This is a genomic window from Dendrosporobacter quercicolus (assembly GCF_900104455.1).
Taxonomy (GTDB): Bacteria; Bacillota; Negativicutes; order DSM-1736; family Dendrosporobacteraceae; genus Dendrosporobacter; species Dendrosporobacter quercicolus.
In genome coordinates this window covers 23918-49133 of sequence record NZ_FNHB01000003.1, presented here as the reverse complement: position 1 = coordinate 49133, position 25216 = coordinate 23918, and the positions used below count along the sequence as shown (strand labels likewise).

General features: G+C 47.0%; 27 protein-coding genes. 8 read left to right on the top strand and 19 right to left on the bottom strand.

Translation table 11 applies throughout. The features are described from left to right. Nucleotides 1-85: 85 nt before the first annotated feature. Entirely contained in the window at nucleotides 86-334 is a 249-nt protein-coding gene (locus BLR06_RS08400; RefSeq protein ID WP_092071314.1) for a hypothetical protein, read from the bottom strand. A gap of 114 nt (nucleotides 335-448) precedes the next feature. On the opposite strand from BLR06_RS08400, the gene BLR06_RS08395 reads away from it, so the two are divergent. Beyond that, nucleotides 449-1321 (top strand): LysR substrate-binding domain-containing protein, encoded by an 873-nt coding sequence (locus BLR06_RS08395; RefSeq protein WP_092071311.1) that lies wholly within the window; start codon nucleotides 449-451, stop codon nucleotides 1319-1321. 156 nt (nucleotides 1322-1477) lie between these two features. Here the strand turns inward: BLR06_RS08395 and BLR06_RS08390 are convergent, their stop codons facing one another. After that, on the bottom strand, nucleotides 1478-1867 hold the full coding sequence (locus BLR06_RS08390; RefSeq protein ID WP_092071308.1) for a DUF1540 domain-containing protein: 390 nt from the start codon (nucleotides 1865-1867) through the stop codon (nucleotides 1478-1480). Between the two features lie 55 nt (nucleotides 1868-1922). Next, a complete protein-coding gene (locus BLR06_RS19220) occupies nucleotides 1923-2156 on the bottom strand; it encodes a hypothetical protein (protein WP_139164466.1) in 234 nt (77 codons plus the stop codon). 87 nt (nucleotides 2157-2243) lie between these two features. Between BLR06_RS19220 and BLR06_RS08385 the strand changes: the two genes are divergently transcribed. Both BLR06_RS08385 and BLR06_RS08380 read left to right on the top strand, forming a co-directional pair. Next, complete coding sequence (locus BLR06_RS08385; RefSeq protein WP_245698079.1) at nucleotides 2244-4487, top strand: diguanylate cyclase; 2244 nt, start codon at nucleotides 2244-2246, stop codon at nucleotides 4485-4487. Nucleotides 4488-4851: 364 nt separating this feature from the next. After that, complete coding sequence (locus tag BLR06_RS08380; RefSeq protein ID WP_092071305.1) at nucleotides 4852-6198, top strand: pyruvate carboxylase subunit B; 1347 nt, start codon at nucleotides 4852-4854, stop codon at nucleotides 6196-6198. Between the two features lie 106 nt (nucleotides 6199-6304). Here BLR06_RS08380 and BLR06_RS08375 read toward each other — a convergent pair whose 3' ends face one another. From BLR06_RS08375 to BLR06_RS08330, 10 genes are all read right to left on the bottom strand, one after another. After that, nucleotides 6305-7972 carry a nucleoside kinase gene (locus tag BLR06_RS08375; RefSeq protein WP_092071302.1) on the bottom strand — a complete coding sequence of 556 codons (1668 nt, stop codon included), beginning with the start codon at nucleotides 7970-7972 and terminating at the stop codon, nucleotides 6305-6307. A gap of 156 nt (nucleotides 7973-8128) precedes the next feature. Further along, on the bottom strand, nucleotides 8129-9118 hold the full coding sequence (locus BLR06_RS08370) for an inorganic phosphate transporter (RefSeq protein ID WP_092071299.1): 990 nt from the start codon (nucleotides 9116-9118) through the stop codon (nucleotides 8129-8131). Then, nucleotides 9111-9737 (bottom strand): DUF47 domain-containing protein, encoded by a 627-nt coding sequence (locus tag BLR06_RS08365; protein ID WP_092071296.1) that lies wholly within the window; start codon nucleotides 9735-9737, stop codon nucleotides 9111-9113. Before BLR06_RS08365 ends, BLR06_RS08370 begins: the two co-directional genes overlap by 8 nt. 234 nt (nucleotides 9738-9971) lie before the next feature. Then, entirely contained in the window at nucleotides 9972-10154 is a 183-nt protein-coding gene (locus BLR06_RS08360) for a hypothetical protein (protein WP_092071293.1), read from the bottom strand. A gap of 84 nt (nucleotides 10155-10238) precedes the next feature. Next, complete coding sequence (locus BLR06_RS08355; RefSeq protein WP_092071290.1) at nucleotides 10239-11486, bottom strand: pyridoxal phosphate-dependent aminotransferase; 1248 nt, start codon at nucleotides 11484-11486, stop codon at nucleotides 10239-10241. 319 nt (nucleotides 11487-11805) lie between these two features. Then, nucleotides 11806-12009 carry an alpha/beta-type small acid-soluble spore protein gene (locus tag BLR06_RS08350; RefSeq protein WP_092071287.1) on the bottom strand — a complete coding sequence of 68 codons (204 nt, stop codon included), beginning with the start codon at nucleotides 12007-12009 and terminating at the stop codon, nucleotides 11806-11808. Between the two features lie 152 nt (nucleotides 12010-12161). After that, nucleotides 12162-13025 carry a hypothetical protein gene (locus BLR06_RS08345; RefSeq protein WP_092071284.1) on the bottom strand — a complete coding sequence of 288 codons (864 nt, stop codon included), beginning with the start codon at nucleotides 13023-13025 and terminating at the stop codon, nucleotides 12162-12164. 361 nt (nucleotides 13026-13386) lie between these two features. Next, nucleotides 13387-14613 (bottom strand): aspartate kinase, encoded by a 1227-nt coding sequence (locus BLR06_RS08340; RefSeq protein WP_092071281.1) that lies wholly within the window; start codon nucleotides 14611-14613, stop codon nucleotides 13387-13389. 242 nt (nucleotides 14614-14855) lie between these two features. After that, nucleotides 14856-15251 (bottom strand): class II SORL domain-containing protein, encoded by a 396-nt coding sequence (locus BLR06_RS08335; RefSeq protein ID WP_092071278.1) that lies wholly within the window; start codon nucleotides 15249-15251, stop codon nucleotides 14856-14858. Nucleotides 15252-15349: 98 nt separating this feature from the next. Continuing rightward, nucleotides 15350-16465 (bottom strand): hypothetical protein, encoded by a 1116-nt coding sequence (locus BLR06_RS08330; RefSeq protein WP_092071275.1) that lies wholly within the window; start codon nucleotides 16463-16465, stop codon nucleotides 15350-15352. 246 nt (nucleotides 16466-16711) lie between these two features. Here BLR06_RS08330 and uraA point away from each other — a divergent pair, with 246 nt between their 5' ends. After that, complete coding sequence (gene uraA, locus BLR06_RS08325; protein ID WP_092071272.1) at nucleotides 16712-17962, top strand: uracil permease; 1251 nt, start codon at nucleotides 16712-16714, stop codon at nucleotides 17960-17962. A 152-nt stretch (nucleotides 17963-18114) separates the two neighbouring features. Here uraA and BLR06_RS08320 read toward each other — a convergent pair whose 3' ends face one another. Further along, entirely contained in the window at nucleotides 18115-18609 is a 495-nt protein-coding gene (locus BLR06_RS08320; protein WP_092071269.1) for a YajQ family cyclic di-GMP-binding protein, read from the bottom strand. A 16-nt stretch (nucleotides 18610-18625) separates the two neighbouring features. After that, on the bottom strand, nucleotides 18626-18880 hold the full coding sequence (locus tag BLR06_RS08315) for a hypothetical protein (protein ID WP_092071266.1): 255 nt from the start codon (nucleotides 18878-18880) through the stop codon (nucleotides 18626-18628). Nucleotides 18881-19097: 217 nt separating this feature from the next. Between BLR06_RS08315 and BLR06_RS08310 the strand changes: the two genes are divergently transcribed. The 4 genes from BLR06_RS08310 (at nucleotide 19098) to fba (ending at nucleotide 22142) form a co-directional block, all read left to right on the top strand. Continuing rightward, nucleotides 19098-19421: a hypothetical protein gene (locus BLR06_RS08310; RefSeq protein ID WP_092071264.1), complete on the top strand. Its 324-nt coding sequence runs from the start codon at nucleotides 19098-19100 to the stop codon at nucleotides 19419-19421. Nucleotides 19422-19492: 71 nt separating this feature from the next. Beyond that, entirely contained in the window at nucleotides 19493-19960 is a 468-nt protein-coding gene (locus tag BLR06_RS08305; protein WP_092071261.1) for a hypothetical protein, read from the top strand. A 275-nt stretch (nucleotides 19961-20235) separates the two neighbouring features. After that, complete coding sequence (locus BLR06_RS08300; protein ID WP_092071259.1) at nucleotides 20236-21108, top strand: RluA family pseudouridine synthase; 873 nt, start codon at nucleotides 20236-20238, stop codon at nucleotides 21106-21108. Nucleotides 21109-21212: 104 nt separating this feature from the next. Continuing rightward, nucleotides 21213-22142, top strand: a complete 930-nt coding sequence (gene fba, locus BLR06_RS08295) for a class II fructose-1,6-bisphosphate aldolase (RefSeq protein ID WP_092071256.1) — start codon at nucleotides 21213-21215, stop codon at nucleotides 22140-22142. Between the two features lie 123 nt (nucleotides 22143-22265). On the opposite strand, the gene BLR06_RS08290 is transcribed toward fba, so the two are convergent. The 4 genes from BLR06_RS08290 to modA all read right to left on the bottom strand — a co-directional run bounded on the left by BLR06_RS08290 (nucleotide 22266) and on the right by modA (nucleotide 24929). Beyond that, nucleotides 22266-22472, bottom strand: a complete 207-nt coding sequence (locus tag BLR06_RS08290) for a TOBE domain-containing protein (RefSeq protein WP_092071253.1) — start codon at nucleotides 22470-22472, stop codon at nucleotides 22266-22268. A gap of 197 nt (nucleotides 22473-22669) precedes the next feature. Then, nucleotides 22670-23311: an ATP-binding cassette domain-containing protein gene (locus BLR06_RS08285; RefSeq protein WP_092071250.1), complete on the bottom strand. Its 642-nt coding sequence runs from the start codon at nucleotides 23309-23311 to the stop codon at nucleotides 22670-22672. After that, nucleotides 23292-24011 carry a molybdate ABC transporter permease subunit gene (modB, locus tag BLR06_RS08280; protein WP_245698092.1) on the bottom strand — a complete coding sequence of 240 codons (720 nt, stop codon included), beginning with the start codon at nucleotides 24009-24011 and terminating at the stop codon, nucleotides 23292-23294. Before modB ends, BLR06_RS08285 begins: the two co-directional genes overlap by 20 nt. Nucleotides 24012-24128: 117 nt before the next feature. After that, complete coding sequence (modA, locus tag BLR06_RS08275; protein WP_092071244.1) at nucleotides 24129-24929, bottom strand: molybdate ABC transporter substrate-binding protein; 801 nt, start codon at nucleotides 24927-24929, stop codon at nucleotides 24129-24131. Between the last annotated feature and the right edge of the window lie 287 nt (nucleotides 24930-25216).

Genomic DNA, 25216 nt, shown 5'->3' with positions numbered 1-25216 from the left:
CAAAAGGGCGTGCCGCAAAACGTTTTAAACAACGCAATGCGGCACGCTTTTTTGTTATCCTTACGAAACGGCAAGTTGGTTTATTTTAATGGTGATTGCCGGCAAGGTCCTGATGACATTGATCCAGCCGCTCGTGTTCATCGCTTTTATCCTGCTGCAGGCTGACGCCTTTTCGTTTTAGAAGATAACGAAACAGCGCCGACAGCTTTCCACAATTCAGCTGATCGGTAACGATTGGCGGAGAAGGCTGGCGGTACTCCTGGAGAAAGGCGTTGCCTCTTTGGATACAGCCCGTTACAAACAGGGGATATTGGGGGAAATTACTTCTAAGCATGCAGGGCACCTCAATCTGTATAATGTATTGATTTTAGTATAAAATACATTAATATAAATGTAAAATATACGTTTACTATAATATGATAAAAATAATTTATGCTGGAGGGGTAGAATGGAAATCCGTCAGCTGCAATATTTCCAGATGGCCTGTCAACTGAAAAGCATTACCAAAGCGGCAGAGCGGCTGCATGTGTCGCAACCGTCGGTGTCCATGGCGATCCAGAAGCTGGAGGAGGAGCTGGGTGTGCTGCTTTTGGACCGCCGTCAGAAACAGATCACGCTGACCGGGGAAGGCGAAGTCTTTTTGCAGCGAATTCGGGATGTCCTGAGCCGGCTTCAGGATATTGCGGTGGAAATGAACGATTACAAAAGGCTGCAAAAGGGGACAATCAGGATCGGCATCCCGCCCATGATCGGTACGTTTTTGTTTCCCCACATTTATGCGGAATTCGGCAAACGGTACCCCCTGGTGGAAATTGTGGCCACAGAGGCGGGGACGATGACCATCCGGGAACAACTGGAGCAGGATGTGCTGGACCTGGGAATCATTTTGCTGTCGCAGCTGTCGCCCAACCTGGAAACAGCGCCGCTTGCCGAAAATCAAATTCTGGTCTGTCTGCCGCCCGGGCATCCTTTGGCTGAACTGGAGCATATCCCCTTTACGGCACTGGCACGGGAGCCCTTTATTCTTTTCCATGAAGACTCTTACAACCGCCATATTATCCTGGAAGAATGCCGCCGCCACCGCTTTCAGCCGCACATCCGCTTTTCCTCCAACCAGATCGGGACCATTACAGGCCTGGTGGAGCAAGGCATGGGAATTTCTTTTCTGCTTGATGCGGTTGTTTCCCGTTATGCCAATATTTGCTCCCGGCCGCTGGCTAACCCGCTGTTTTTCAAGATTGTGATGGCCTGGAAAAGCAACCGGTATTTGTCCAAACCGGCCAAAGCCTTTATGGATTTTATCACGGAACTGTACCGTTGATCCTTTCTCAACCACTTTTCTTTTTTCCGCGCAAAAACAGGCGCGCCGTCAAATCTTTTTGACGGCGCGCCTGTTTCATCTTTTTGCTTGGAGCAATCGCCATGAAAACCATCGGCATAGACAGACGGTCATTTAAGCCAACATTGCCCTTTTGCTTTATTTCGGTTCAAAGGTCTGACAGTCCGTGTCCTCATTTAACGAAGCATTGATTCCGCTGACTGCAATCGACCTGGCGCTGCACAGGTTGCTTTCCTGCCAGTGCTTGCAATTGCTGACAAAGCATTCGACACTAGGCGTCACTTGCGTACCACTTAAAAAAGCCGCCGACACAACTCCGCCTATATTAGAGTTATGAAAAGCGCCAACAATATCGCCAACCGTCTTGCGCGGATGGAAAGCTTTACATAAAGTATCCGTCGTCCGGGAAGAACGTGCTGCTGTTTCATCATTATAAATACTGATTTTGGCCGCCATGCACTGGTCGCCCGGCATATAATGAGTACATTGATCCACAGTACATTTAACCAAAGGATTAGCGCTGGACATCAAAAAATCACCTCCAGTTTTTTTTAGTTTTCGTATTTAAAGAATCTTTTATCCTTTAAATATTTACCATTGAAACTGCCAAACGCTCATCATAGCCGCAATTGGGACAGTAGTATAAATGCCCGCAGCAACTGTCGTCCGGGCCGCTCTTGCCGTCCTCCGTTCTGTACGGTCCGTACGGGCCAAAATAGTTTTCCAGCATACCGCCGTCAACCATTGGCTGTCCACAGCGCGGGCACTCTTGGGCGAGTGTTTGCAGGGCATTACATAACGGGCAGACTTTAGCCACTTTTTCACCTCAGATCCGGTCAGGCACTACTCATTATGTCACCGCATATCATATAACAGAATGCCTTAACTATTGGGGGTCGGTACTGTGCTTACTCTTCATAACATACTTGATATGACCAGCATCGTCTTGGGATTTACCATTTTCATTATTGCCTGGTTTAACACAACGCAAAACAATAACAATAAGTTTAAGGCCGCCGGTGTTGCTATATTATTTGCAACTATTCTGGACTTGATACACCTGATGACCTCCGCAAAAATGCTAGGCTCCGGCCTTCCCGTCAATTCCTTCGTTCTATTTGTCCTCGCCCGTCTCATCTGGTCCTGCGCCCTGCTCTACGCGGTTTACCTCCCGGCGAAACTGAATGGCTGCAGAAACACTTCCCTCTTGTACACGCTGCTGATCATCGTAGGAATATTAATGGCCAACCTTATCTTTAGTTCGGAAACATGGCCGTGCTTATTGATTAACGGCTATGCTCAATCGCTGCTGCCAATGGTCTTACTCACTGCCATTGTGCCGGATGTTGCGGCACTGATCATCTTGCGGCGACACTATGCAAACTACGTCACAGCAAACCGGCTCCAAATTGCATTGCTGTTTGATATTCTCACCAATGCAGGCTATGCGCTCAGCCTCCTGGCTCCTTTTGACCTTGATTTTTCCATTCACATCTTCAAACTTCTTGCCTCTTTCTACATGCTCCAGGCGGTATTCCGGCTGGTCGTGCAATATCCTTATGAACAATTGGTCAATTTAAAAGAACGTCTGGAAGATTTGGTGGCCAAAAATGCCCAGTTATACAAAGAATCGGAAAAGCAGCGCAATTTAGTAGAAAATGCCCTGGCTAAAATTGGCGCAATCATTTCTTCCCAATTGGACTTGCGCGATACCCTCGACGCTATTGCGGATATGGTCGCCGATATGATGAATTCCAGCCAAAGCGTCATTGCCCTGATTAGCACTGATCAATCCCAGTTACAGGTTGTCGCGACTTACGGGATTAATACTCCGCCGTCCCTTTTGCCCTGGCAGCACAGCCTCGGCGGTCAGGTCATCGAAATTAACAAAGCCTTGTATATCTCCGACCTTTCCAGCCAGCCGGATATGTTTCGCCCCCAGCTTATATTTTCCAATATCCGTTCGATTATTGCCGCTCCACTCATCAATGACGGTCAGGTAATCGGCGTAATCGAAGTGTATTCCAGTGAAACCGCCGCTTATGATCAGCATGACGCCTTATTCTTGACAGCGCTGGGACATCATGCCGGTGCAGCGATTGCCAGCGCTATGCTGTACGAAGAAACAAAACTGCGCCTGGAAGAAGAAAAGTTCCTGTCGGAAATCGCTCAGTCAGCCGCTGCCACGATCGATACCGACACGATTGTTGAACAATGCAGTACACATGCGGTAAAAGCGCTCAGCGGCGATATCGGCATAGGTTTTCTGCTCGGCAATTCGCCTGATTTCTACCGGGTAGCGGCGGCAGTCAATTTTTCCTGTAAGCTGCCGGATATTGCTTTGACTGATTATCCTGAACTGAATACCCTGGTCAGCGGACTAAAACCGGTTACAGCGCCGGCTGAGGTCTTTGAACCGATTACCCACTCCTGTGATAAAATTGATGTCCGCCATATCATGGTACTGCCCTTGGCAGTCGATCAACGCTTACTGGGTTTTCTCCTGATCGGCTGGCAGCGGTTTATTACGCCGGAGCGGCTGAAAAGAATTTCTTTCGCCAAAATCATGGCACAGCAGATTGCCCTTGGCCTGGAAAAAGCCCATCTGTATAATCAGGTAAAATCAATGGCCCTGTCTGACGGTTTAACCGGTCTGGCCAACCGGCGTAATTTCGATATGTTTCTTAAAACCGAGCTTCGAAGAGCCGCCTCGCTTAAACGGCCATTGAGTCTCATTATGCTGGATCTGGATAAATTCAAAAACTACAATGACACTTACGGCCATCTTGTCGGTGACAAGTTATTAGCCCAAATTGGTCAAATCCTTCATCACAACGTCCGTAACATTGATCTGCCGGCCCGCTATGGCGGTGAAGAATTCAGCATTATCCTGCCTGAATGCAGCAGCGCTGAAGCAACGGTTGTCGCCGAGAAACTGCGGGTAACAATTGAGCAGAATCATTATCCTGACAATGCCGGAGCCTTTACCGCCCGCATTACGGCAAGCCTGGGTATAGCAACCTACGACCCGGCCCTGACCGCCTGTCCCCCGGATACGGAAAAAATCATTTCCATTGCCGACAAAGCGTTATATAAGGCTAAACAGCAAGGCCGGAACCGGGTGATTTCCGCCAGCGTTCTAGAGTAATTGCCCTCTGGCTGCCGCTGCTCGCTTGGCGAAGCCTTCAGCCGGCCGCCTTGTCACTGCTGCCTGCTGTCCGTACAACAGCGCTGCCCCGTAAGCCAATAAAAACGCTTACGGGGCAGCCATTATGTTAAGCCGGCAAGGTCCTGACACTACCACCTTCCGCCGCAGTACGCATGTTAAAAAAATCACAATTAATAACCGCCAGCTAATTGACAAAAGCTGCAGAAATAACTATAATGAAACTGTTCAATAAAATCGATCAAGTATCTAAATTCGCAATTCACTGAATTGCCTATTTTTAGGTCTAGAATCGAAATTAATTCATTAGAATGGCCCACATACAAAACTAGGAGGAGATTACTTAATGTCCAAAAATCCAGTTAAAATTATGGAGACAGTGCTGCGTGACGGTCATCAGTCCCTAGCGGCTACCCGCATGCGTATCACGGATATGGTTCCTCAACTGCAAGCTCTTGATGATGTCGGCTACTGGGCATTAGAAGCCTGGGGTGGCGCAACCTTTGACAGCTGTCTGCGTTTCTTGAATGAAGATCCCTGGGAGCGTCTTAAATTCCTGAAAAAAACCCTGAAAACTCCGATTTCCATGCTGCTGAGAGGCCAAAATATCCTAGGCTATAATCACTATGCCGATGATGTTGTAGAAATGTTTGTTAAAAAAATGGTTGAGCATGGAATTGGCGTTATCCGGGTGTTCGATGCGCTGAATGATGTTCGCAACCTAGAAGTTGCGATTAAAGCCGGCTTGGCAGCAGGCGCTCATGTGCAAGGTGTTTGCGTATATACCATCAGCCCTTTCCATACGAAAGAAAGCTATTTGAAGCTTGCCCATGATCTTGTAGACCGCGGCGTACATTCCATTTGCATTAAAGATATGTCCGGCTTATTAGCCCCTTATGTCGCTTATGATCTGGTTAAGGCAATGAAAGCTGAAATTAAAGTTCCGATTCAATTACATACCCATTACACCAGCGGTTTTGGTTCAATGACTTACCTTAAAGCAATTGAAGCAGGCGTTGATGTCATTGACTGTGCGCTTTCGCCATTTGCGCTTGGCACTTCACAGCCTTGCACTGAAACCATGATTGCCGCCCTTGAGGGTACTGAGCGCGATACCGGCCTGGACCGGAAAAAGCTCAAACCAATTGCCCTGCATTTCGGTGAGGTTAAGAAAAGCCTGGCGAACGACTTCAAGCTCAAAACTTATTTTGATGTTGATACCAACGTCCTCGACTTCCAAATTCCCGGCGGTATGCTTTCCAACCTTTATAATCAGCTTAAAGAACAAGGCATGGAAGACAAATATCAGGAATTGCTCGAAGAAATGCCCCGTGTACGGGCTGATCTTGGCTATCCTCCGCTGGTTACGCCAACCAGCCAGATTGTCGGTTCAATGGCTACCTTCAATGTTATGCTGGGCGAACGCTATAAAATGGTTCCCCGCGAAGTTAAGGATTTGGCCCGCGGCAAATACGGCCGTACGCCGCAGCCGGTGGCAGCCGAAGTTCGGGAAAAGATTATTGGCTCCGATCCGATCATCGAATATCGCCCTGCCGATGATATTCCGCCGCAGCTTGAGACACTTAAAGCGCAATTGGCTGAAAAGGGTTATCCAAACGCGTCAGTGGAAGATGTATTATCCTACGCTGTTTTCCCCGACGTTGCGCTGGAATTCTTTAAAAACAACCGTTAATTTTATCAATAACGCCCGCACACTTCAAGTATGCGGGCGTTTATGATTGGCAAAAAACCGCCAGGCATTAGTAGCCTGAGCGGTCTTTTTTTGCTTGTATCGTTCATCAAGTCCGGTGGAAGCACGATTTTCCAATAAACTCCCGTAAAATTGAGTTTGTTGGAATATCATCACAATCGTTGATTTGCTCAAAATACGACAAGAAATTCAATAAGCGTCTGGCCTCAGAATATTCCGGCTCGGTCTTGGTCACTTTCTCCAGCAGCGGCTCGGCATAGTGCTTTAAGACTGCCAGTTCATAGATCAAGGCGGAATTAAACATAATATCGGCATCCTCCTGATAAGGAAAAATATTTCGCTCTTCACCGCGTCTGACCGACGGCCATATCTTAAGGGTTTTGATGGCGTCATGTCCGCGAAATTGACTGTCGCGGACAATCCTGCGGATTAATCTTGCATCCGTGGTGGGAATCCGGTTATGGTTATCAATCGATAACTGCGTCAGCGCACTGATATAAATTTTAACTTTATGCTCCCGCGAAACAGCCGTTGTCAGACGTTCATTAAGCCCATGAATGCCTTCAATGATCAGCGGCTGGTCCTGGTCAAGCTTGATTTTGTCGCCGCGGTATTCCCGCTGCCCGTTAAGAAAATTATAGTACGGTATTTCGACCTCCTGCCCGGCTAAAAGCCTGGTCAAATGGTCATTGAATAACGTCAGCTCGATTGCCTCTATTGATTCAAAATCATAGTCGCCCTTTTCATCCCGCGGTGTATGCGCCCGGTCTACAAAGTAATCATCAAGTGAAATCGAAACCGGACGAACGCCATTTACCCGCAGCTGAATGCCCAGCCGCTGCGCAAAAGTTGTCTTTCCTGACGATGATGGGCCGGCAACTAATATTACCCTGACTTCGCTGCGGTGTTCTGAAATAAAATCGGCAATCTGAGCAATCTTTTTTTCATGTAAGGCTTCCGCCACCCTGATAATATCGACAAACTGCTCATTTTGCACGTAGGTATTGAGTGTTGCAACATAGCCGCAGTTTAATATTTTGCCCCAGCGTTCAGCTTCGGCAAAAATTTCGGCCAGCTTGGGTTGTTCTTCATATCGCGGAATACGGTCAGGCTGTTCTTTGCCGGGAAAACGAAGAATTAAACCCGGTTGGTAATACTTTAATTCAAAAATTGGCAAATAACCGCTGCTTGGCGCCATTGTACCGGACAAATAATCATAAACGGTTCCGCAATAATAGATGGTAACGCTGCTGCGCTTTAACTGTTGCAGCAATTTCACCTTTTCCGTTTGTCCAACCTTTTCAAACAACGCGATAGCATCAGCCAAAGGCAGCTCCTGTTTAATGATCGGCCGGTCTTCAGCAACAATCCGCCGCATCCGTTCCTCAATGTTAACCACATCTTCCGGGGTTAAGTCGCGGCCTAAATAGACTTCGCAATATAATCCCTTGCTTAACGAATGCTCAACCGTCACTTCGCCGTGGGGGAAGAGCTCGGAAATGGCCGCAATCATGACAAAAGTCAGTGAACGTTGATAGGTCTTACTGCCATCTTCCGTATGTAAATCCAAAAATTCCACTTTGCAAGGGCCGGTAAGCACTGCCTGCAAATCCCTGATGCTATTGTTGACTTTTGCGGCCACAATTGCGGAAGCGTGAAGCCCCTGCCTATCCCGGGCAACATCTCTAAGCGATGTCCCCCGGGGATAAACCCGCTCCTCGCCATTCACAAATTGTATGGTAATCTGATTTTCCATGCTAACGCCCCCTGCCCCAAATAGAAATTGGCTGTTTAGCCGTCATGCCAATGCCGTCACCTTTCAGACGCGCCGCAAGGTACCAGTACCCTGACCAAGTTAAATCTTAGCTTAGCCAGCGTAGCTTTAATTCTAATTCATAACTTTGCCAAGACACTAACATAAGGTGACGATAAGTTGATAGGTAATAGCGCTGACAAGTGCAGTGCTGGGAATGGTCAGAATCCAGGCCATTACCATCTGCTGGGCAACTCCCCAGCGGACGGCGCTAACCCGTTTAGCTGTTCCCACTCCCATGATGGACCCTGAAACCACATGGGTGGTACTTACCGGCAAATGCAGTAAGGTTGCGCTAAATACAATCAGCGCCGAATTGAGGTCGGCGGCAAAACCGCTCATTGGCTCAAGCTTGAATATCTTGCCCCCCATGGTGCGGATAATCCGCCAGCCGCCGGCGGCAGTACCACAGCCCATAGCGGTAGCGGCCGCTAGTTTAACCCAGGTAGGTACTTCCAAAGTAGTTAAATAACCGCCGCTGACTAAGGCCAGAGTGATAATGCCCATTGCTTTTTGAGCATCATTTGATCCATGTGAAAAAGACATCATGGCTGCGGAAAGTATTTGCAGCCGCCTGAATTTTGAATTGATATTTGATGGCGCCATACGACCAAACAGCCAAAATAAGGCCGTCATAATGATTAGTCCGGTTACGATTGCAATTACCGGGGAAACAATTAAGGATAAGACAATTTTTATAATACCTTCAATTTTCAAACCTTCCACTCCCCGGGAAACCAAAACAGCGCCAACAACCCCGCCTACCAATGCATGGGAGGAACTACTGGGAATCCCCAGCCACCAGGTAACCAGATTCCAAACAATTGCCCCGACCAAAGCGGCAATAATCACTTGCTGATTGACCATTTGCGCTGATTTTACCAAATCTCCGCCAATGGTTTTGGCGACTCCGGTACTATACATGGCGCCTAGAAAATTCAGGCTGGCAGCCATCCAGACTGCAACCCGGGGCGACAGCGCTCTGGTCGATACCGACGTTGCAATGGCATTGGCAGTATCATGAAAACCATTAATATAATCAAAAACCAAGGCTAACAGAACAACTCCAACAATCAGTAAATCAGGCATATTTCATTACCACACCCCGTAATAAGTCTGCGATATCTTCGCAATGGTCCAAAGTTCCTTCCAAATACTCCAGTACTTCTTTCCATTTGATAATTTCAATGGGGTCAGGACAGGAGGTAAACAGATTGGCTACTTCCTGGCGGTAAATGCGGTCGCCTTCACTCTCCAGCACGTTAATCTTACGCGTATGATCAAGAATTTTATGCTGATTGCCTTTAATATTTTTCAGCAGGTCAAAAGCAAGCACCAATTCCTCCGTGCAATCCACCAGTAATCTGGTCAGCTCCTTGGCCCCCGGACTTGGCTGGCCGGTGCGGTATAGCAACATTCTCTCCACTGTGCCTTGTAAAAAATCGACCGCATCATCCAATAAAGTAGCCATTGAATAAATATCTTCCCGGTCAAGAGGTGTAATAAAGGTCTGGTTCAGCTTGTCGATGATTGCGTCATTCACATCATCCGCCGCATGTTCAAGATTAGATACTTGAACCATGGTATCTTCAATCTTAGTATAGTCGTTCAATAAGACGTTCATTACATAGGCCCCGTCTCTCAACAAGCGCGCGCTTTCAGCAAATAACTTAAAAAACTGGTCTTCCTTTGGTTTTAGACAAAACATTCACTTACCCTCCAAATACCCTTTGATTGTTAAACAACTTACGAGCGACCCTCCAACGGCAACCCGTTAGAAACCACCGATTAGAGTTGCTGGCGTACGGAAACAATTACTGCAACCACTATATAATATAACACAATAATTATCAAAAAAGCGAGAAAGAATGACATTTCCAATCATTCTTTCTCATATTTTTACCGCTGGAAAGCATATCCTTTTAAGCAGTCGTACTGTGCCTCAGCGCCGGAAAAGCAGCTTTAGCAACCGGTAGCCTACGATTGGCACAGCCGCCCGTCTGATTGCATAACGCATGCCCCACATAAAGATGAGCAGCGCGCTTACCCCATAAAATATCCAAAAGCCGGGTCCAGGCAATGCAAACATTGCGCCAGCCGTATTTTTTCTGCGCCAACAACCCATATCATTCGCCTCCTTCCATGATTATTATCTCCTGGAGCCGGAAAGCTTAATGATGGATATTATTTCTTCCCATTGTTGTTTCCATCAAATACCGGATGCTGCCACAGCCTTCGCAATTTTAGCTGCCATACCGGTAATCTTGGCTGACGGCACGGCGCATACCGCAATACGCACGCCCCTGGCCAAAGGCACAGCATAAATCAGATCGTCATACAATTTAGCGCAAACTGTATCCGGATCGTGAGCAGGAACTGTCAGGAAAAAGCCTGCCCGATAGGGCAATATATCCAGTCCTGCGGCCTGCGCCTCGCGGATGAAGATATCGGCCCGGTTGCGAATCAGCTGATAAAAGGCCCTTCGCTCCTGCTCGACTTGAGCTAAAATCGTCTTATCTTCATAAATGGCGGCCAATACACTCATTGCACCGCGATTGATATTGGACCAGGTAGCCCTGCTGGTAAATTGATTGATTGCAGTAAATTCACGAATGGCCTCCCTGTCTGAAGAAACGCCAATCATTGCTCCCGTACGCTGCCCATACATCGTATAGCCTTTCGACATACTGAAAGCTAACACCGTCAGAATATTAGACGGTAAGCCGCCGAATTTTTTCAAAAAGGTCCGGCTGGCATTTTTATCGCCGGCAAAATCAAGATAGGCGATATCAGCAAGTAAAACAATTCGCTTGGCAGTATTCAACGCCTGCTCTTTACAAACAGTTACCACCTGCTCCCACTCAGGATCGGTTAAACTGTAACCGGTGGGATTATGCGCCGGTGCATTCATAATGATAATAAGGTTATCCTGCTGCTTAAGAATTTCAGCAACTTTCGCAGCAAACGCACTTATATTAAAGTTCTGGTTTTCATCAAATAAAGCAAACGTAGCCAGTTTGCGCAAAGCCTCTTGACAAAGCTGTGCATACGGACCCCAGTGCCAATCCGAGGTAATTACGGTATCGCCAATTTCGGAATAATTCCAGATGGTATGATGAATCACGCCTGTACCGCCGGCTGTCGCCACCGCCTCAATATAGGCCTCGGGCCTGGAGTCTGCGAAGGTCAGACCGGCAGCCGCCTGCAAATAGCCAGGCAGTCCGGCAATCGGTGCATAGCTAATCATTTCATTGATTGGTAAATTGCGCAGCACTGTTTCCACTGTGGGAATACAGCCCAATACCTCCTGTTCGTCCATAAATGCGCCAATGGTGGCATTAACCACTTTCTCCCTGCCATATAGCTTCATTGCCTGACCGGCAAGACTACTGGCTCCAAAAATTTTATCATTAGCAAATTTACCCCTGGCATGTGATGCAGCAAGACGAAAAGTCATGCTTTTCCCTCCTTTTAATGGTCCAAACAGAAAAAATCGGTCTGCGTTAAGTCCGCACATAAAGTAAGCCGTTTTTTAAAATTCACCGCTGAGTGACCGATCCAATTAAATATTCTTAGGCATAAACCCCTAAACTCCTGCTAGAAATTAAAGTATACAATAACTTTACTAAACTAATTAAAGTAACCGCCGGTGTCGGTATAGCGCAGCAGGCAGCAAATTCCCGGGAAATTGCTGCCTGCTGCGCTATACCGCTCACCTGACCGTAAAAATTAAAGCAGGCCTTTGCAGGCCTGCTCGCGTGTTCTGTAAACCAATTTTACTTACCGGTAAATTTCGATTCCTGAGCCTGGATCATTTTGCGTACCATTTGGCCGCCTACACGACCATTGTCGGCTGAAGTTAATGCACCTTTATAGGTGTTTTTATAATCCTTTAAGCCGATTTCCGCCGCTGTTTCTTCTTTAAGACGATCGAGAGCTTGTTGTGCTGCCGGATTAACAGGTTTTCTGCTTCTTGACATACGCAAAACCTCCGTTTTGTTTTATTTTGTGGTATCTGCTAATAGAATGCCACGACGGAAAAATTCAATACCAAGAAATTAATGACAAAATAAAATTAAGTAACGGCGGCTCGTTCGAGCCGCCGGAGAGAGTGTTGTGGCCAAATTTTTTATTAGAAATTCACGGTAAAAGTCACATCAGTGTGATCTTTATCGGTATCGCCGGAATGATCTTTGGCAATATCCTGTTTAACATTCAGCGTAGCATTGTTGGTTACTTTATAGTTTGCTTCAATCCGAAAGCCTTTGGAATCGTTGAACTGCGTATCGGTTGAATAATCGGATACAGAACCATACTCGACATTGCGGTAGGAAAGAGCGTAATCGAACTCACCTTTGCGAATGGCTTCGCCAACCTTTACCTCGGCAATATAGCCGTCTGCTTTGTCAGAGGTATTGTTCACATATTCAACATTCAAGACAGCATTATCCATCACCTTAGTATCAAAGTTAAGGCCGTAATAGTCAGTGTCGGCCAATTTAAGATAGTTAGCGCCAACATTAACATTTCCCCAAGCGCTATCCACTTCGGCCAGGGTGGTTTTGTCGCCATTGGCTGCTTTCCCAAAGAAACCGCCCAGACTAATATCCTTATCGGCTATGCCAACTTGAGCGCCGTTAAAGGAGTCGCCATCCATCAGCATACCTTTACCGGCCCATAGCGACTGACGGCCAACTCTAAACTCAGTGTCTTTAACCGTAGCGCCAATGTAGGCCTGATCAAGCGAACCGTCAACAGATTCCTGGCCGTTTCGCAAATCATAGTCGCCGGTAGTAAAACGGGCATGCACATTGAAAACTTCATCAATGCTTGTATCCACATTTAAACGAAAGCGGCTGGTAAGCGAAGTATCTTCATCGTTGTTGACATATTCAACTCTGGTATCACCGGAAAAAGCGGGTGCAGCCGCAAAAACGGAAGCAGTGGAAAGTGTCAAGGCCGCAAGCACAGTTGCAGCTAACAGCTTTTTGTTCATTTTTGCTCCTCAGTGTTTTCCTTGATTTTTGAAACCGAGTCCTCTATCCATAACCCTGCTTCTTACTCTGAAAAGTCTTTCGCCATGAGTGTCCACGTTTCCTCAGACCAGTCACTTCTCCCGAATATCGAAACACCGGGTTATCTTATTGCGCTGCCGGACTGCAGTAACTGATTTTCCCTCCCTTCTCACTGCAGTCTGAAGCGTTAATAAGCTAATTTTGCTTGTAATAGTAAATTCTATAATGTTTACATAATTCCTTTTTCGACAACACTAAATAAGCCCGCCAATTATTGGCAGGCTTATTTAAACCACAGGTATTATTTAAATCAAAAAGTTGGTTTTATGTAAACAAAATAGATTATTGCGGAAAAAACTTGGCATGAATCGCATTGACCGCCGCCGTAACCTGATTTTCCTTAATCAGGCAGGAAATACTGATCTCTGATGTACTGATTACTTCAATGTTAACCTCCGCTTCAGAAAGGGCGCCAAACATGGTTGCGGCAATTCCAGGGCTGCCAAACATCCCGGCACCAACTACCGATACCTTGGCTACCGCCTCATCCACCAGTACGCCGGCAGCCGCTAACTGCCGGGCGGCTTGTTCGACGATGATTTTAGTCTGAGCTAAATCGGGCAAGGCTACCGTAAACACCATATCAATTACATTGGTTTCCAGATTGCGAATGCTTTGTACGATCATGTCTACATCAATATTCGCATCAGCCAGTGCAGAAAAAATAGAATAAGCAATACCAGGACGGTTTGGCACTCCCAAAACAGCGATTTTGGCCACATTGCTATCGTGTGTTACTCCTCTGATGATAAACTCTTTTTCTTCCACTGTATATACCTCCCTGATAATTGTCCCTGTTTGCTGAGTAAAAGTCGACCGAACATGGATTGGCACACCAAAGTGTTTGCCCATTTCCACTGCGCGGGGCTGCATAACCACTGCACCCAGGCGAGCCAGCTCCAGCATTTCATTGTACGTTATTTCCTGCATGCGCCGGGCTGATTTAACCACGCGTGGATCAGCTGAGTAAACACCGTCAACATCTGTAAAAATTTCACAACTATCAGCCTTTAAGGCCCCGGCCAGGGCAACAGCCGATGTGTCGGAACCCCCCCGCCCCAATGTTGTGACATCGCCCAAACCGTTCAGTCCCTGAAAACCGGCAACTACCACAATTTTGCCCTGATCTAATTCTTCTAATACCCGCCGGGGCGTTACGTCAACAATCTTCCCCTTGGTATGCACATGATTGGTCACAACGCCGGCCTGGGGACCGGTCAGCGAAATCGCGGGCCGTCCCAGGCTATGGAAAGCCATGGCCAGCAAAGCAATCGTTACTTGCTCGCCCGTGGCCAGCAGCATATCTATTTCCCGCTGGTAAATATACGGTTCAGCGGTAATTTCTTTGGCCAGGGATAACAAATTGTCAGTCGTATCTCCCATCGCTGAAACCACAACTACCACTTTGTCCCCCGGCTGCGTGTCCTGCAGCACACGCTTGGCCACAGCTTGTATTTTTTCGGCAGTGGCCACCGAGCTGCCTCCAAATTTTTTTACAATTAACGCCATTCCCATCCCCCTATGTAAGCATAATTAGTACTTTCCTGACTATTTATATTCTTCATAAAAACACATTTTCCTCTCCCAAATGGACATTGATGGCATTTAATTTACACTTGCAGACAGGCTTTTTTCGATTCGCCGGCTGAACCTGGCTGACTTGGCGAAACCTCTAACCAAATTACACACCTTTTCAGACAATCCTTCATTTTTTTGACCGCAAAAAATCCCGGCCTAAGCCGGGATCAATGTTATTCCGCTACTTTAATTGCCTTATCGCTTTCCCACAGTCCGTGAATGTTGCAGTACGCAGTAGCTACAAAAGTTCCGGAAGTCAAAAGCTTTAATACTGCTTTGCCGAAAGGTTCAGTGTACACAGGTCCTTTATTGGGTCCTTCCACTGACTCACCGTGTACATTGAACTCAAAACAGGCGACTTCATAAGGAAACTTACCGTTATCGGGCTTGAAGTAAAGCTTGATCCAGCGGATATTGTGTTCTGTGGTATTGGGATGGGCAATTTCCTTGCCAACGCTAACCTCAACAGCAATTTTTTCACCCGCTTTAACCTGCTCCGGCGCGTCAATGACCGGAGCATGTTTTTCGGCTTTCCAGTCGGCGCTTTGCATAAGATCAGCAATTTTCATAGCTAATTCCTCCCTATTTGTAATTCTTCATTCAATGATAACTATTTGACCGCGATTCACAAATTCCTGTTTATCTTTATTTATTTTATATATTTTTATCATTTTGCCAGATTGATATGCATGCTGCGGACCAGCTGTTGCGGGGCCCCTTCCCATTCAGGCGGTGGATCGGCTTCAAGTATTTTCAGATTTAACGCGGTATCAGTTTCAAACCGGGATTGCAGCTGCCGGACAGCAGCAATCCCGGTTTCAGCCAGGCAGGCTTTAGCCAGTTCTTCACGGCTCAGCGTCAGTTCAAATACACAATCCCGCTCGGTGGCATTTTTGGTCAGTCCCCAGACATACGCCCGGTCAAATGACGGTATGTTAGCATAAAGTACCGACATGATTTGCATCATTACTGCGGCGCATAATTCCACATATTGTTTGTTCACCGCTCTGGCTTCTTTGTCGGTATGCTTTAAACGTCCGGACGGCAGCATGGCGCAAGACTGCAGGGGTATGATTGATTTCGGCGGCAGGACAATCTTGATCAACGGAATCTCGGCATAAATATTTACAGTTACTTCGACCGGCACGGGAAAATTCAGCCCTGACAAAACATGATCAAGGCGCGTAAAAATTGCAGCAATATCTCCGGCCATTAATTTTTCCACAACGGCAATTCGTTCTGTTTCCGCTTCTTCATGCCGGCGCTTTTCTTCCGCGATCATTTGCCGCATCTGCTCGGTCCGGGTCTGTGCTTCAGCGCGGGCATTGCCGACAGCGGCGTCAATACCGGTATAACGCTGCTGTATTGCTACAAAAAGGCTTGCCAGCAATACCATTGTCAAAACTCCGGATATCCATAAAAAAGCAGAGCTGGTGCTCAGCATCAGCATGACTATACTTACAATAAATCCGGCAAACCGATAGGCAATGGGAGTAAAAAACTTGCTTTCAGCAGCTATTCTGGCTTCCTCAATCAGATAATTGAAATCGGGCGCCTGCCGTTCAACCCAGGGCGCCGGAACCAGCATCAGGGCATAATCAACTGGATCGTAGCTAAGTTTACTCAGGGACGCCAGCTTCTCCTCAGCGGTAGTATAACGCACATACTCCTGTTTCCATCTTTCTATCTGATCAACATGACGAAAGTTATGCTCAGATAAGGCCTTAGCTTCGCCTTCGTTGTTTGTGCGGCGCGACCCATATGCTAACGGTTTTTTTGCCATAAAATGTTTCCACCCTTCATAACTGTTACCTCTATTGTATCTAATATAGCGCAAACTGCCCAGCATATTTTGATAAAATGATGGACATAAAGTCCATTCTATGTTAAATTTAAAGCATATTATCCTTTAATTTAGTCCTGCGAGACTAAAAAGGTACACAAGCGCGTTGGCTTAAGCTCTGCCTTTTTAGTCTCTTACCTTTGGTAAGAGACTTTTGTGTGCCCACTATAACAAGGAGGCTTTTTCATGAGTAATCGAGTAATCCAGGTTGAGGACAAACTTCCTATGATTCAGACACTGCCGTTAAGCCTGCAGCATTTGTTTGCAATGTTTGGCGCAACTGTCCTGGTACCCATTCTGTTCAAGGTAAATCCGGCTACCATATTGCTGTTTAACGGAATCGGCACTTTATTGTATTTATTTATTTGCAAAGGAAAAATCCCCGCCTATTTAGGCTCCAGCTTTGCCTTTTTATCACCGGTATTTCTTGTTCTGCCGCAGTACGGCTACGAAGCGGCTTTAGGCGGCTTTATTGTTACCGGGGCAATTTTCACCCTCGTGGCCTTAAGCATCCGTGTTGTTGGCACCAACTGGATTAATACTGTTTTTCCACCGGCTGCGATGGGCGCCATCGTCGCGGTAATCGGCCTTGAGTTAGCGCCGGTAGCCGCTGACATGGCCGGACTGACGGCAAAGACGCTTGATCCGAAAGCGGTAACTGTGTCAATATTCACTTTAGCAGTTACCATCTTCGGTTCAGTTGTTTTCCGGGGCTTTATGGCCATCATTCCCATTCTGATTGGCGTAATTGGCGGTTATGTACTGGCGGCATTCCTGGGCCTTGTTGATTTATCAGGCATCGTCGCCGCAGCCTGGTTTGCCGTGCCGCAATTCTATAAGCCCGTATTTAATCTCAGCGCCATTGCCATTATCGTACCTGCGGCGCTGGTTGTTATCGCCGAACATATCGGACATTTGATTGTCACAGGCAATATCGTCGGCCGTGACCTTACCAAAGACCCGGGCTTAGACCGCTCGCTGCTGGGCAATGGCTTATCCACCTTGATCTCAGGTTTTTTTGGCTCCACTCCGAATACCACTTATGGGGAGAATATCGGCGTAATGGCCATTACCAAAGTTTATAGTGTGCGGGTCATTGGCGTTGCGGCAGTACTTGCCATCATCCTGTCGTTTGTCGGTAAGCTGGCCGCAGCTATTCAAAGTATTCCCGTTCCGGTAATGGGCGGCGTTTCTCTGCTGCTATTCGGTGTAATTGCCGCCTCCGGAGTGCGGATGCTGGTTGAATCCAAGGTAGATTACAGCCGGGCCCGCAATCTCATTTTAACCGCAGTTGTGCTTATCATCGGCATTAGCGGAGCAAATATCACCATTGGCACAGTTACGCTGAAAGGTATGGCCTTAGCAACCATTGTTTCCATATTACTCAGTCTCTGCTTTAAACTGCTTGACCTTCTCGGACTGGCGAACGACCAGTAAGGTCGCTGATTTAAATCCGGCGGCCGCCGAACCGGTCGGCCGTTATACCGCACTAACCGGTCTGCTTGCCGGCTGGCGGGCAAATCGATGGATCGAACAAGGGATGTCTTTCAATGCCGCTGCATTGAGACACCCCTTGTTTTTTTATTACCTCACGATCGGAAATTAATAAATTGTAAATCAACGTCTAAATCAATTTGTTTGAGTTTAGCAATGACTTGTTGCAAATCATCTTTATTCTTACCGGAAACCCTGACCTGGTCATCCATCATTTGCGCCTGAACTTTTAACTTCGCGCCCTTTATGGCTGCAATTACCTCTTTGCCCTGTTCTTTGCTGATGCCTTTTTTGATTTTTATCGTTTGCCTGACCGTACCATGCGCAGCCGGTTCAATCTTGCCATAATCCAAACTTTTTAAAGATATGCCGCGTTTAATTACTTTGGTTTGCAGGATATCGATAATGCTATTAAGCTTGTACTCATCATCACCGATCATTTTAACCTCTTCACCTTCCAGCGCAATAGATGACTTGCTGTTTCTAAAGTCAAAGCGCTGACCTATTTCTTTAGCGGTTTGGTTAACCGCATTATCGACTTCCTGCAGATCCACCTCAGATACAATATCAAAAGAACAGTCTTTTGCCATACTCAACACTCCTTTGTCATTTATTTTTTATCGTAACTCTTATCGTCTTGCGCGCAACAAGATAGCAAAATGCCAAAACTCCGCCTACGGTAAAAAAGAAAGCCACCGGCTTAATCATGATAATTTCGCTTGTCGCTACAAGACTGAACAAGAGTGCTACCATATAGGCCAAAAATAGTTCGCCAAAACGCGGACTGCTATTGCGGGGAGCAATTGTCAGCCAAACAAAAAAGCCCACCAGAATGACATAGCTATATTTAGATATTTCCATAATTTCCTCCTTCTAAGCAGTTAATTTTTATAATTCGGGATTATTCGGGCTATTCCTGCAATCGCATCTACTTTCTCATTTCGCCGCCTTGCTTTGCTCCAACCGATGAAAAATGTTTACGGACAGTAGCATTATGTCTAGGCCATTCATATGATGTATCAGGTAGGCACTCCAAAGACTTTCAATTCTATTACAATAAAGGGAGGATGTTGGTTTTATGGATAGCAAATATCCACATTGGTATCAAGAAGAAAATAGGGATCATTGTTGCGATTATCCGGAAAAAGATCTGTGTGAATATAGCGGGCCTAAAGTTCATGCGTTTCCGGATGCAACATTTAGAGATCGTTTGTTATGCCTGTTAGGTGATGAAGTTTTATTTTCAGTGGACGCCCGTCTCTGCGGCCGTGAATCTTTCTGCGGCACCTTATGCTATGTCGGCTGCGATTTTATCATCGTTAATGTTTGTATGCGCCGCAAATCAGTCTCTATGCATATTCCGATCTGCATGCTCAGATTCATCGCACCATTTAAGGGTTAAGCAGCTTGCCCTTACACATATTATCCAAATTCGGCATAAGATATAGCAAAAATCGCCGGGAGGGAAATCCTTTGCGAAAACTACGCAGCAAACAAGCTATATCAATTGATTTGGATCATATGCAAACACTGCATGCAGAAGCTATTGAACAGCTGGACCTTCTAAAAACCGCTCTGGAAGCAGCCGAACAGGCCAAAGACACGATGCGGGATAATCTTGACACGATGGCCGCAAACCATTGGCAGGCCTATATGGATGTACTCCATATGATCTGCATGCACGATGAAGCCATGAATAACGCCCTAAAAAAATTCGGGGTTAAAATGCGCGACGATAATTTCGACAAACGGGAACAACAGCCTGGAATCAGTCGCCTGCTACTACTATTCCTGCTGACGGCGCTCATTCGCCGCCATCGTCGTATGGTCTATGTTTATAGCCTGCGCGGGGAGCCTATGAATGACTACCTTAAGGAATCTCTGACAATGGAACGTGAACATATGGCTGATCTAATCACAATGATTCACAGCTCTATGTAATACATCAAGTAGACCTAAACCGGGGGCGATCAATTTTGATCGCTCCTAGTGTCTTGACAAAGTTAAATTTCAGCTTAGCCAGCGCATCTTTTTTCGCACTGCCGCCTCATCCGTACGGCATAAGGGCAACAACTTATATAATGCCCGATAGGTGCGGCTCCTTCGCCTTGCCGGACGTAATTGTTCCCCCAGCTTTAGACTTGGCCGGCTAGATTGCTTGCCTAACCTCTAAAAAGTGATACAATAGTAGCACAGTACCATCTTTAGGAGGAACGATGCTGAAACTATCCGTCCCCTTAAACGCGCCGCAGCAGCGATTAAAAGACTTTCTCCGCCGGCAGGCCGGCTTATCGCTCAGCGCCTGGCGAAAACTTAAAACCAGCGGTGCCATCACGATCAATAACAACCCCGCCGCCCCCAACAGCACAATTGCCCCCGGCGATCTCATCACGCTGGTGTGGGCTGAAAACTGCGACATCACCCCGGTAGAGATGCCGCTGGATATTTATTATGAAGACGAATACCTGTTAATCATCAATAAGCCGGCGGGGCTTCTGGTTCATCCCACCGTCAAGGAATCCGCCCATACGCTGGCTAACGGCGTGTTATTTTATTACCGTCAGCGCCATTTGCCTTTTGCCTATCATCCTATCCACCGTTTGGACAAGAATACCTCGGGCTTAATTGCCATCGCCAAAATCGCCCACATTCAATTTTTACTGTCAGCCAGCCATAGACTGCAACGAATTTACACGGCTGTTGCAGCCGGCAGCCTGGCCGCTGATTCCGGCTGTATCACAGCGCCCATCGGACGCTGCCCTGACAGCATTATTAAACGAACAGTTTGCGATACCGGCCAGCCTGCCGTTACCCGTTACCGTCAACTAGCCGCTTACGCCAATGCCAGCCTGGTCGAAATAGAACTGTTAACCGGACGCACACACCAAATCCGCGTCCATTTTGCCCATATTGGCCACCCGCTGCTTGGCGACGATTTGTATGGCGGCCCGCTCACCCACATGAAACGCCAGGCTTTACATGCCAGCAGCCTCAGCTTTGAACACCCTCTGACCAGGAAACTTATCCAAATAAATTGTCCTTTACCCAAAGACATGGAGTTCGCCATCAATACCCTTAAAAACCCCTGAAAACCAGCCTTTTTTTACCAATATAGCCCCTGTCCCACCTATGGAAGGCCGCCGTTGTATGGTATAATTAAGTAAGGACTATACTAACCGTAGGAGGGGAACATATGCCATTAATTACTTCGAAAGAGATGTTTGCCAAGGCCTATGAAGGACAATATGCAGTTGGCGCCTTCAATGTTAACAACATGGAAATCATTCAGGGTATTGTTGAAGCCGCTAAAGAAGAACAGGCCCCGTTAATCTTGCAAGTATCGGCAGGCGCTCGAAAATATGCCAATCATACTTATTTAATCAAATTAGTCGAAGCTGCTCTGGAAGATTCGGGGCTGCCGATCTGTCTGCATTTAGACCATGGCGAAGATTTTGAAATTTGCAAATCCTGCGTTGACGGCGGTTTCAGTTCGGTTATGGTGGATGGATCAAAGCTGCCATTTGAAGAAAACATTGCCCTCACCAAAAAAGTGGTTGACTATGCTCACGCGCGCGGTGTAGTCGTCGAGGGGGAACTTGGCCGCCTGGCGGGCGTTGAGGACGCCGTTAACGTTAGCGCCAAAGACGCCACCTATACCGATCCGGATCAGGCGGTAGAATTTGTTGAACGCACCGGGGTTGATTCACTGGCGATTGCGATCGGCACCAGTCACGGCGCTTATAAGTTTAAGGGCGAACCGGAGCTCGATTTTGAACGCTTGGCTAAAATCACCAGAATGCTGCCAGGCTATCCGCTTGTGCTCCATGGCGCATCAACAGTCCTGCCGGAATTCGTTCGGAAATGCAATGACTTTGGCGGACAGCTGAAAGGCGCCCAGGGCGTTCCTGAAGCTATGCTGCTGGAAGCAGGAAAGCTGGGCGTTTGTAAAATCAACATTGATACTGACTTGCGTCTGGCAATGACGGCTTCGATCCGCGAACATCTGGCCACTCATCCCGGCGATTTTGACCCGCGGCAATATTTAAAACCCGCCCGTGAAGCGATAAAAAATATGGTCAAGCACAAAATCCGCAATGTACTGAATTGCAGTAACCGCCTGTAAGTCCTCTCCAGGACGCTGGGGCATGGTCATACAGGACGGGGTATCCGTTTGCTTGCAAAGAAAAAAGGGAGCGCCTTGAAATGCTGTGCATTGCAGGCGCTCCCTTGTACTTTACAGAGATTGTTATTTAATAATCATGACTTCGGTGGATTTAATCAAAGCAGTCGCTGTATCCCCTGGTTTTAAATCCAAATCGTCAACTGAGTCAGTGGTAATTGTGGCGGTAATGAGTTCACCTTTATAGTCAATCACCACTTTAGCCATTACCGCGCCTTTCACCACTTCCTTTACGGTACCCTTAAGCTGATTTCTGCCGCTGATTTTACTCACTGCAAGCGCCTCCTTAATAAATGATTAGTATATCGTTGCCAATTCAGTCTTATTTATACAACTGGCAAGCATACGCAAGCCGGGCCTCGGATTAATAAACGCTTCTTTACCTGTCCAATGATTTATGTATAGATTATATATCCTTCCCGGCAACATTACAAGTGAGAAAGCAGATAAAATCATTCCGGCTGCCTCAGCTAAAAACTGCCGGCGACTTTTTCCCCTTGGCGCATAAAAATAATCTGATCGCCTAATTTTTCGGCTTCGTCCCGGTCATGAGTAACCATAATGAAGGGAATGCGCCAAATGCTGTGCAGTTGCTTCAGTTCCGCCTGCAGTTCCAGGCGGGTTTCCGCATCCAGCGCCGACAGCGGCTCATCCAGCAACAATATTTTTGGCTCCGCCATTAAGGCCCGGGCTAAAGCTACCCGTTGCTTCTCGCCGCCGGACAGCCGCTTAATGCCGCGATTAACCAGCGGCCTTATTTTTAACAGCAATAATAGTTTGCCATACAGTTCCTGCGCCTTTTCCCGCTGTTTTACGCCATACCAGATATTTTTTTCAACGCTCATATGGGGAAATAAAGCGTAATCCTGAAACATATAACCGACGCCGCGTGTGCGCGGCGGCATAAATATCCTCTGCCGCGCGGAAAAAAACGTTTCCCGGCCTAACGTTATTTCTCCGTCATCAGGCTTCTCCAAACCGGCAATACAGCGCAAGGTAGTAGTTTTACCGCAGCCGGAAGGGCCGAACAATACCAGGATATTATTTTTCACCCTAAACTCCAGGTTAAGCTCGAAATCGGGCAGCGTTTTCTTAATTGTCACTGTTAACACGATGCGGCCTGCCTCCCCGTATGGTTCCAGGATACCAGGAATGTTTTTTAGACCAGGTATTTAACCATAAAATAGCGCCAAAAGTAATGATGCTGATTACCGCCACATAATAACCGGCCTCTGTTAAATCGTTTGATTCGGCGGCAAAATAAATTGCAATTGGAATGGTTTGGGTTTTACCGGGAATGTTGCCGGCAATCATGATGGTCGCGCCAAATTCACCCAAAGCCCGGGAAAAAGCCAGCACCCCGCCCGCGACCAAACCGGGAACAGCCAGCGGCAAAGTGACGGTCAATATCACCCGCAGTTCACTCGCTCCCAGTGTCCGGGCTGCATCTTCCAAGGAATTGTCAATGCTCTGCAAAGCGGCCTTTGCACTCTGATACATGAGCGGAAAAGCAATGACCACGGCTGCCAGCACTGCAGCCGTCTGTGTAAACATCAGCTGGACGTCAAACCAGGCTGTCATCAGCTTGCCGACAGGACCGTTTTTACCGATCAGCAGCAATAAGGCAAACCCTGTAACTACTGGCGGCAGTACCATCGGCATCGTGATGAGCGACTCAATCACCGCTTTGCCCGGAAATTGCTTTCTGGTCATCAGTAAAGCCGTGGCAATACCGAGTACAAAGATAAACAGCAATGAAACTACCGCCACTTTCAATGATAAAATTACCGGCTGCCAATCAATCAACCTCATCACCTGCAATCATCTTAACTTCAGCACATACTGAATGCCGCACCGGCAAATACACCGGGAAAAAACAAGGTGCCTCAAAATGCATCGCATTTAAAAGACACCTCCTTGTGCGTTAGCTTATTTACTCACCGTAAAACCGTATTTTTCAAACACCGCTTTGGCCTCAGACCCATTGAGAAAGGCCAGAAACTCATCAGCTGCCTGGGGCTGCTTTGCCCCGGTTAAGACTGCCACAGGATAAACAATTGGCTGATGTGAACCAGCCGGCGCGGTGGCAACAACTTTCACTTTTTCACTGACTGCCGCATCTGTACCGTAGACAATGCCGGCATCAACATTACCGGTTTCTACATAAGTCAATACGGTGCGAACATCTTTGGCCATTACGGCTTTGGCCTTAATCGTATCCCATAAGGCTAATTTTTTTAATACTTCCTGGGCATATTGGCCGGCAGGAACAGTTTCGGTTTCACCAATGCCGACCTTTTTGACTGCGGTCTGCGTCAAATCCTCGTATTTGCTTAAGTTAAGCTGCGAATCTTTCGGTACAATAATGACCAGCGAATTTTCCACCAGGTTATTACGGGTTTCCTTCTTAATCAAATTTTTGCCTTCCAGCTCGTCCATTTGTTTGGCGGCCGCTGAAATGAACAAGTCCGCCGGCGCCCCTTGCTCAATTTGCTTTTGCAATGCACCGGAGGAAGCAAAGTTATAAACAAGCGTAACTTCAGGCTTTTTTGCCGTATACAGTTTCTGAATTTCCCCCATTGCATCCTTCAGGCTGGCAGCGGCCGCAATGTTCAATTCTACCGGCTGGGCCGCCGCTGGAGCCGGCTGCTTGGTTCCGCTACAGCCGGCAACCAAAGCCATGCTGACTGCCAGTACTAAGAATAGCAGCATCAATTTAGATAATTTCATGTTTCCTCTCCCCTTTTCGTTATTTTATGTACCATTTAGCCTCAGGCACTGCGCCGCGACGATTATAGCAAAAATACCCACATATAGCTCGAGGATTGTCACTTTTACCATAGCGTAAGCTTTGTTGTATTGTGTTTCATGTGCTATATCCTAAAAAACAACACAAAACCATTCAGCACTGCCAGCCTTAAGCTATGATAAACCAACATAAGTCAACATAGATTATTTTATCAATCATTATATAGTGTGATATAATAGAAGTCAACACTAATATTCGAGGTGAACGC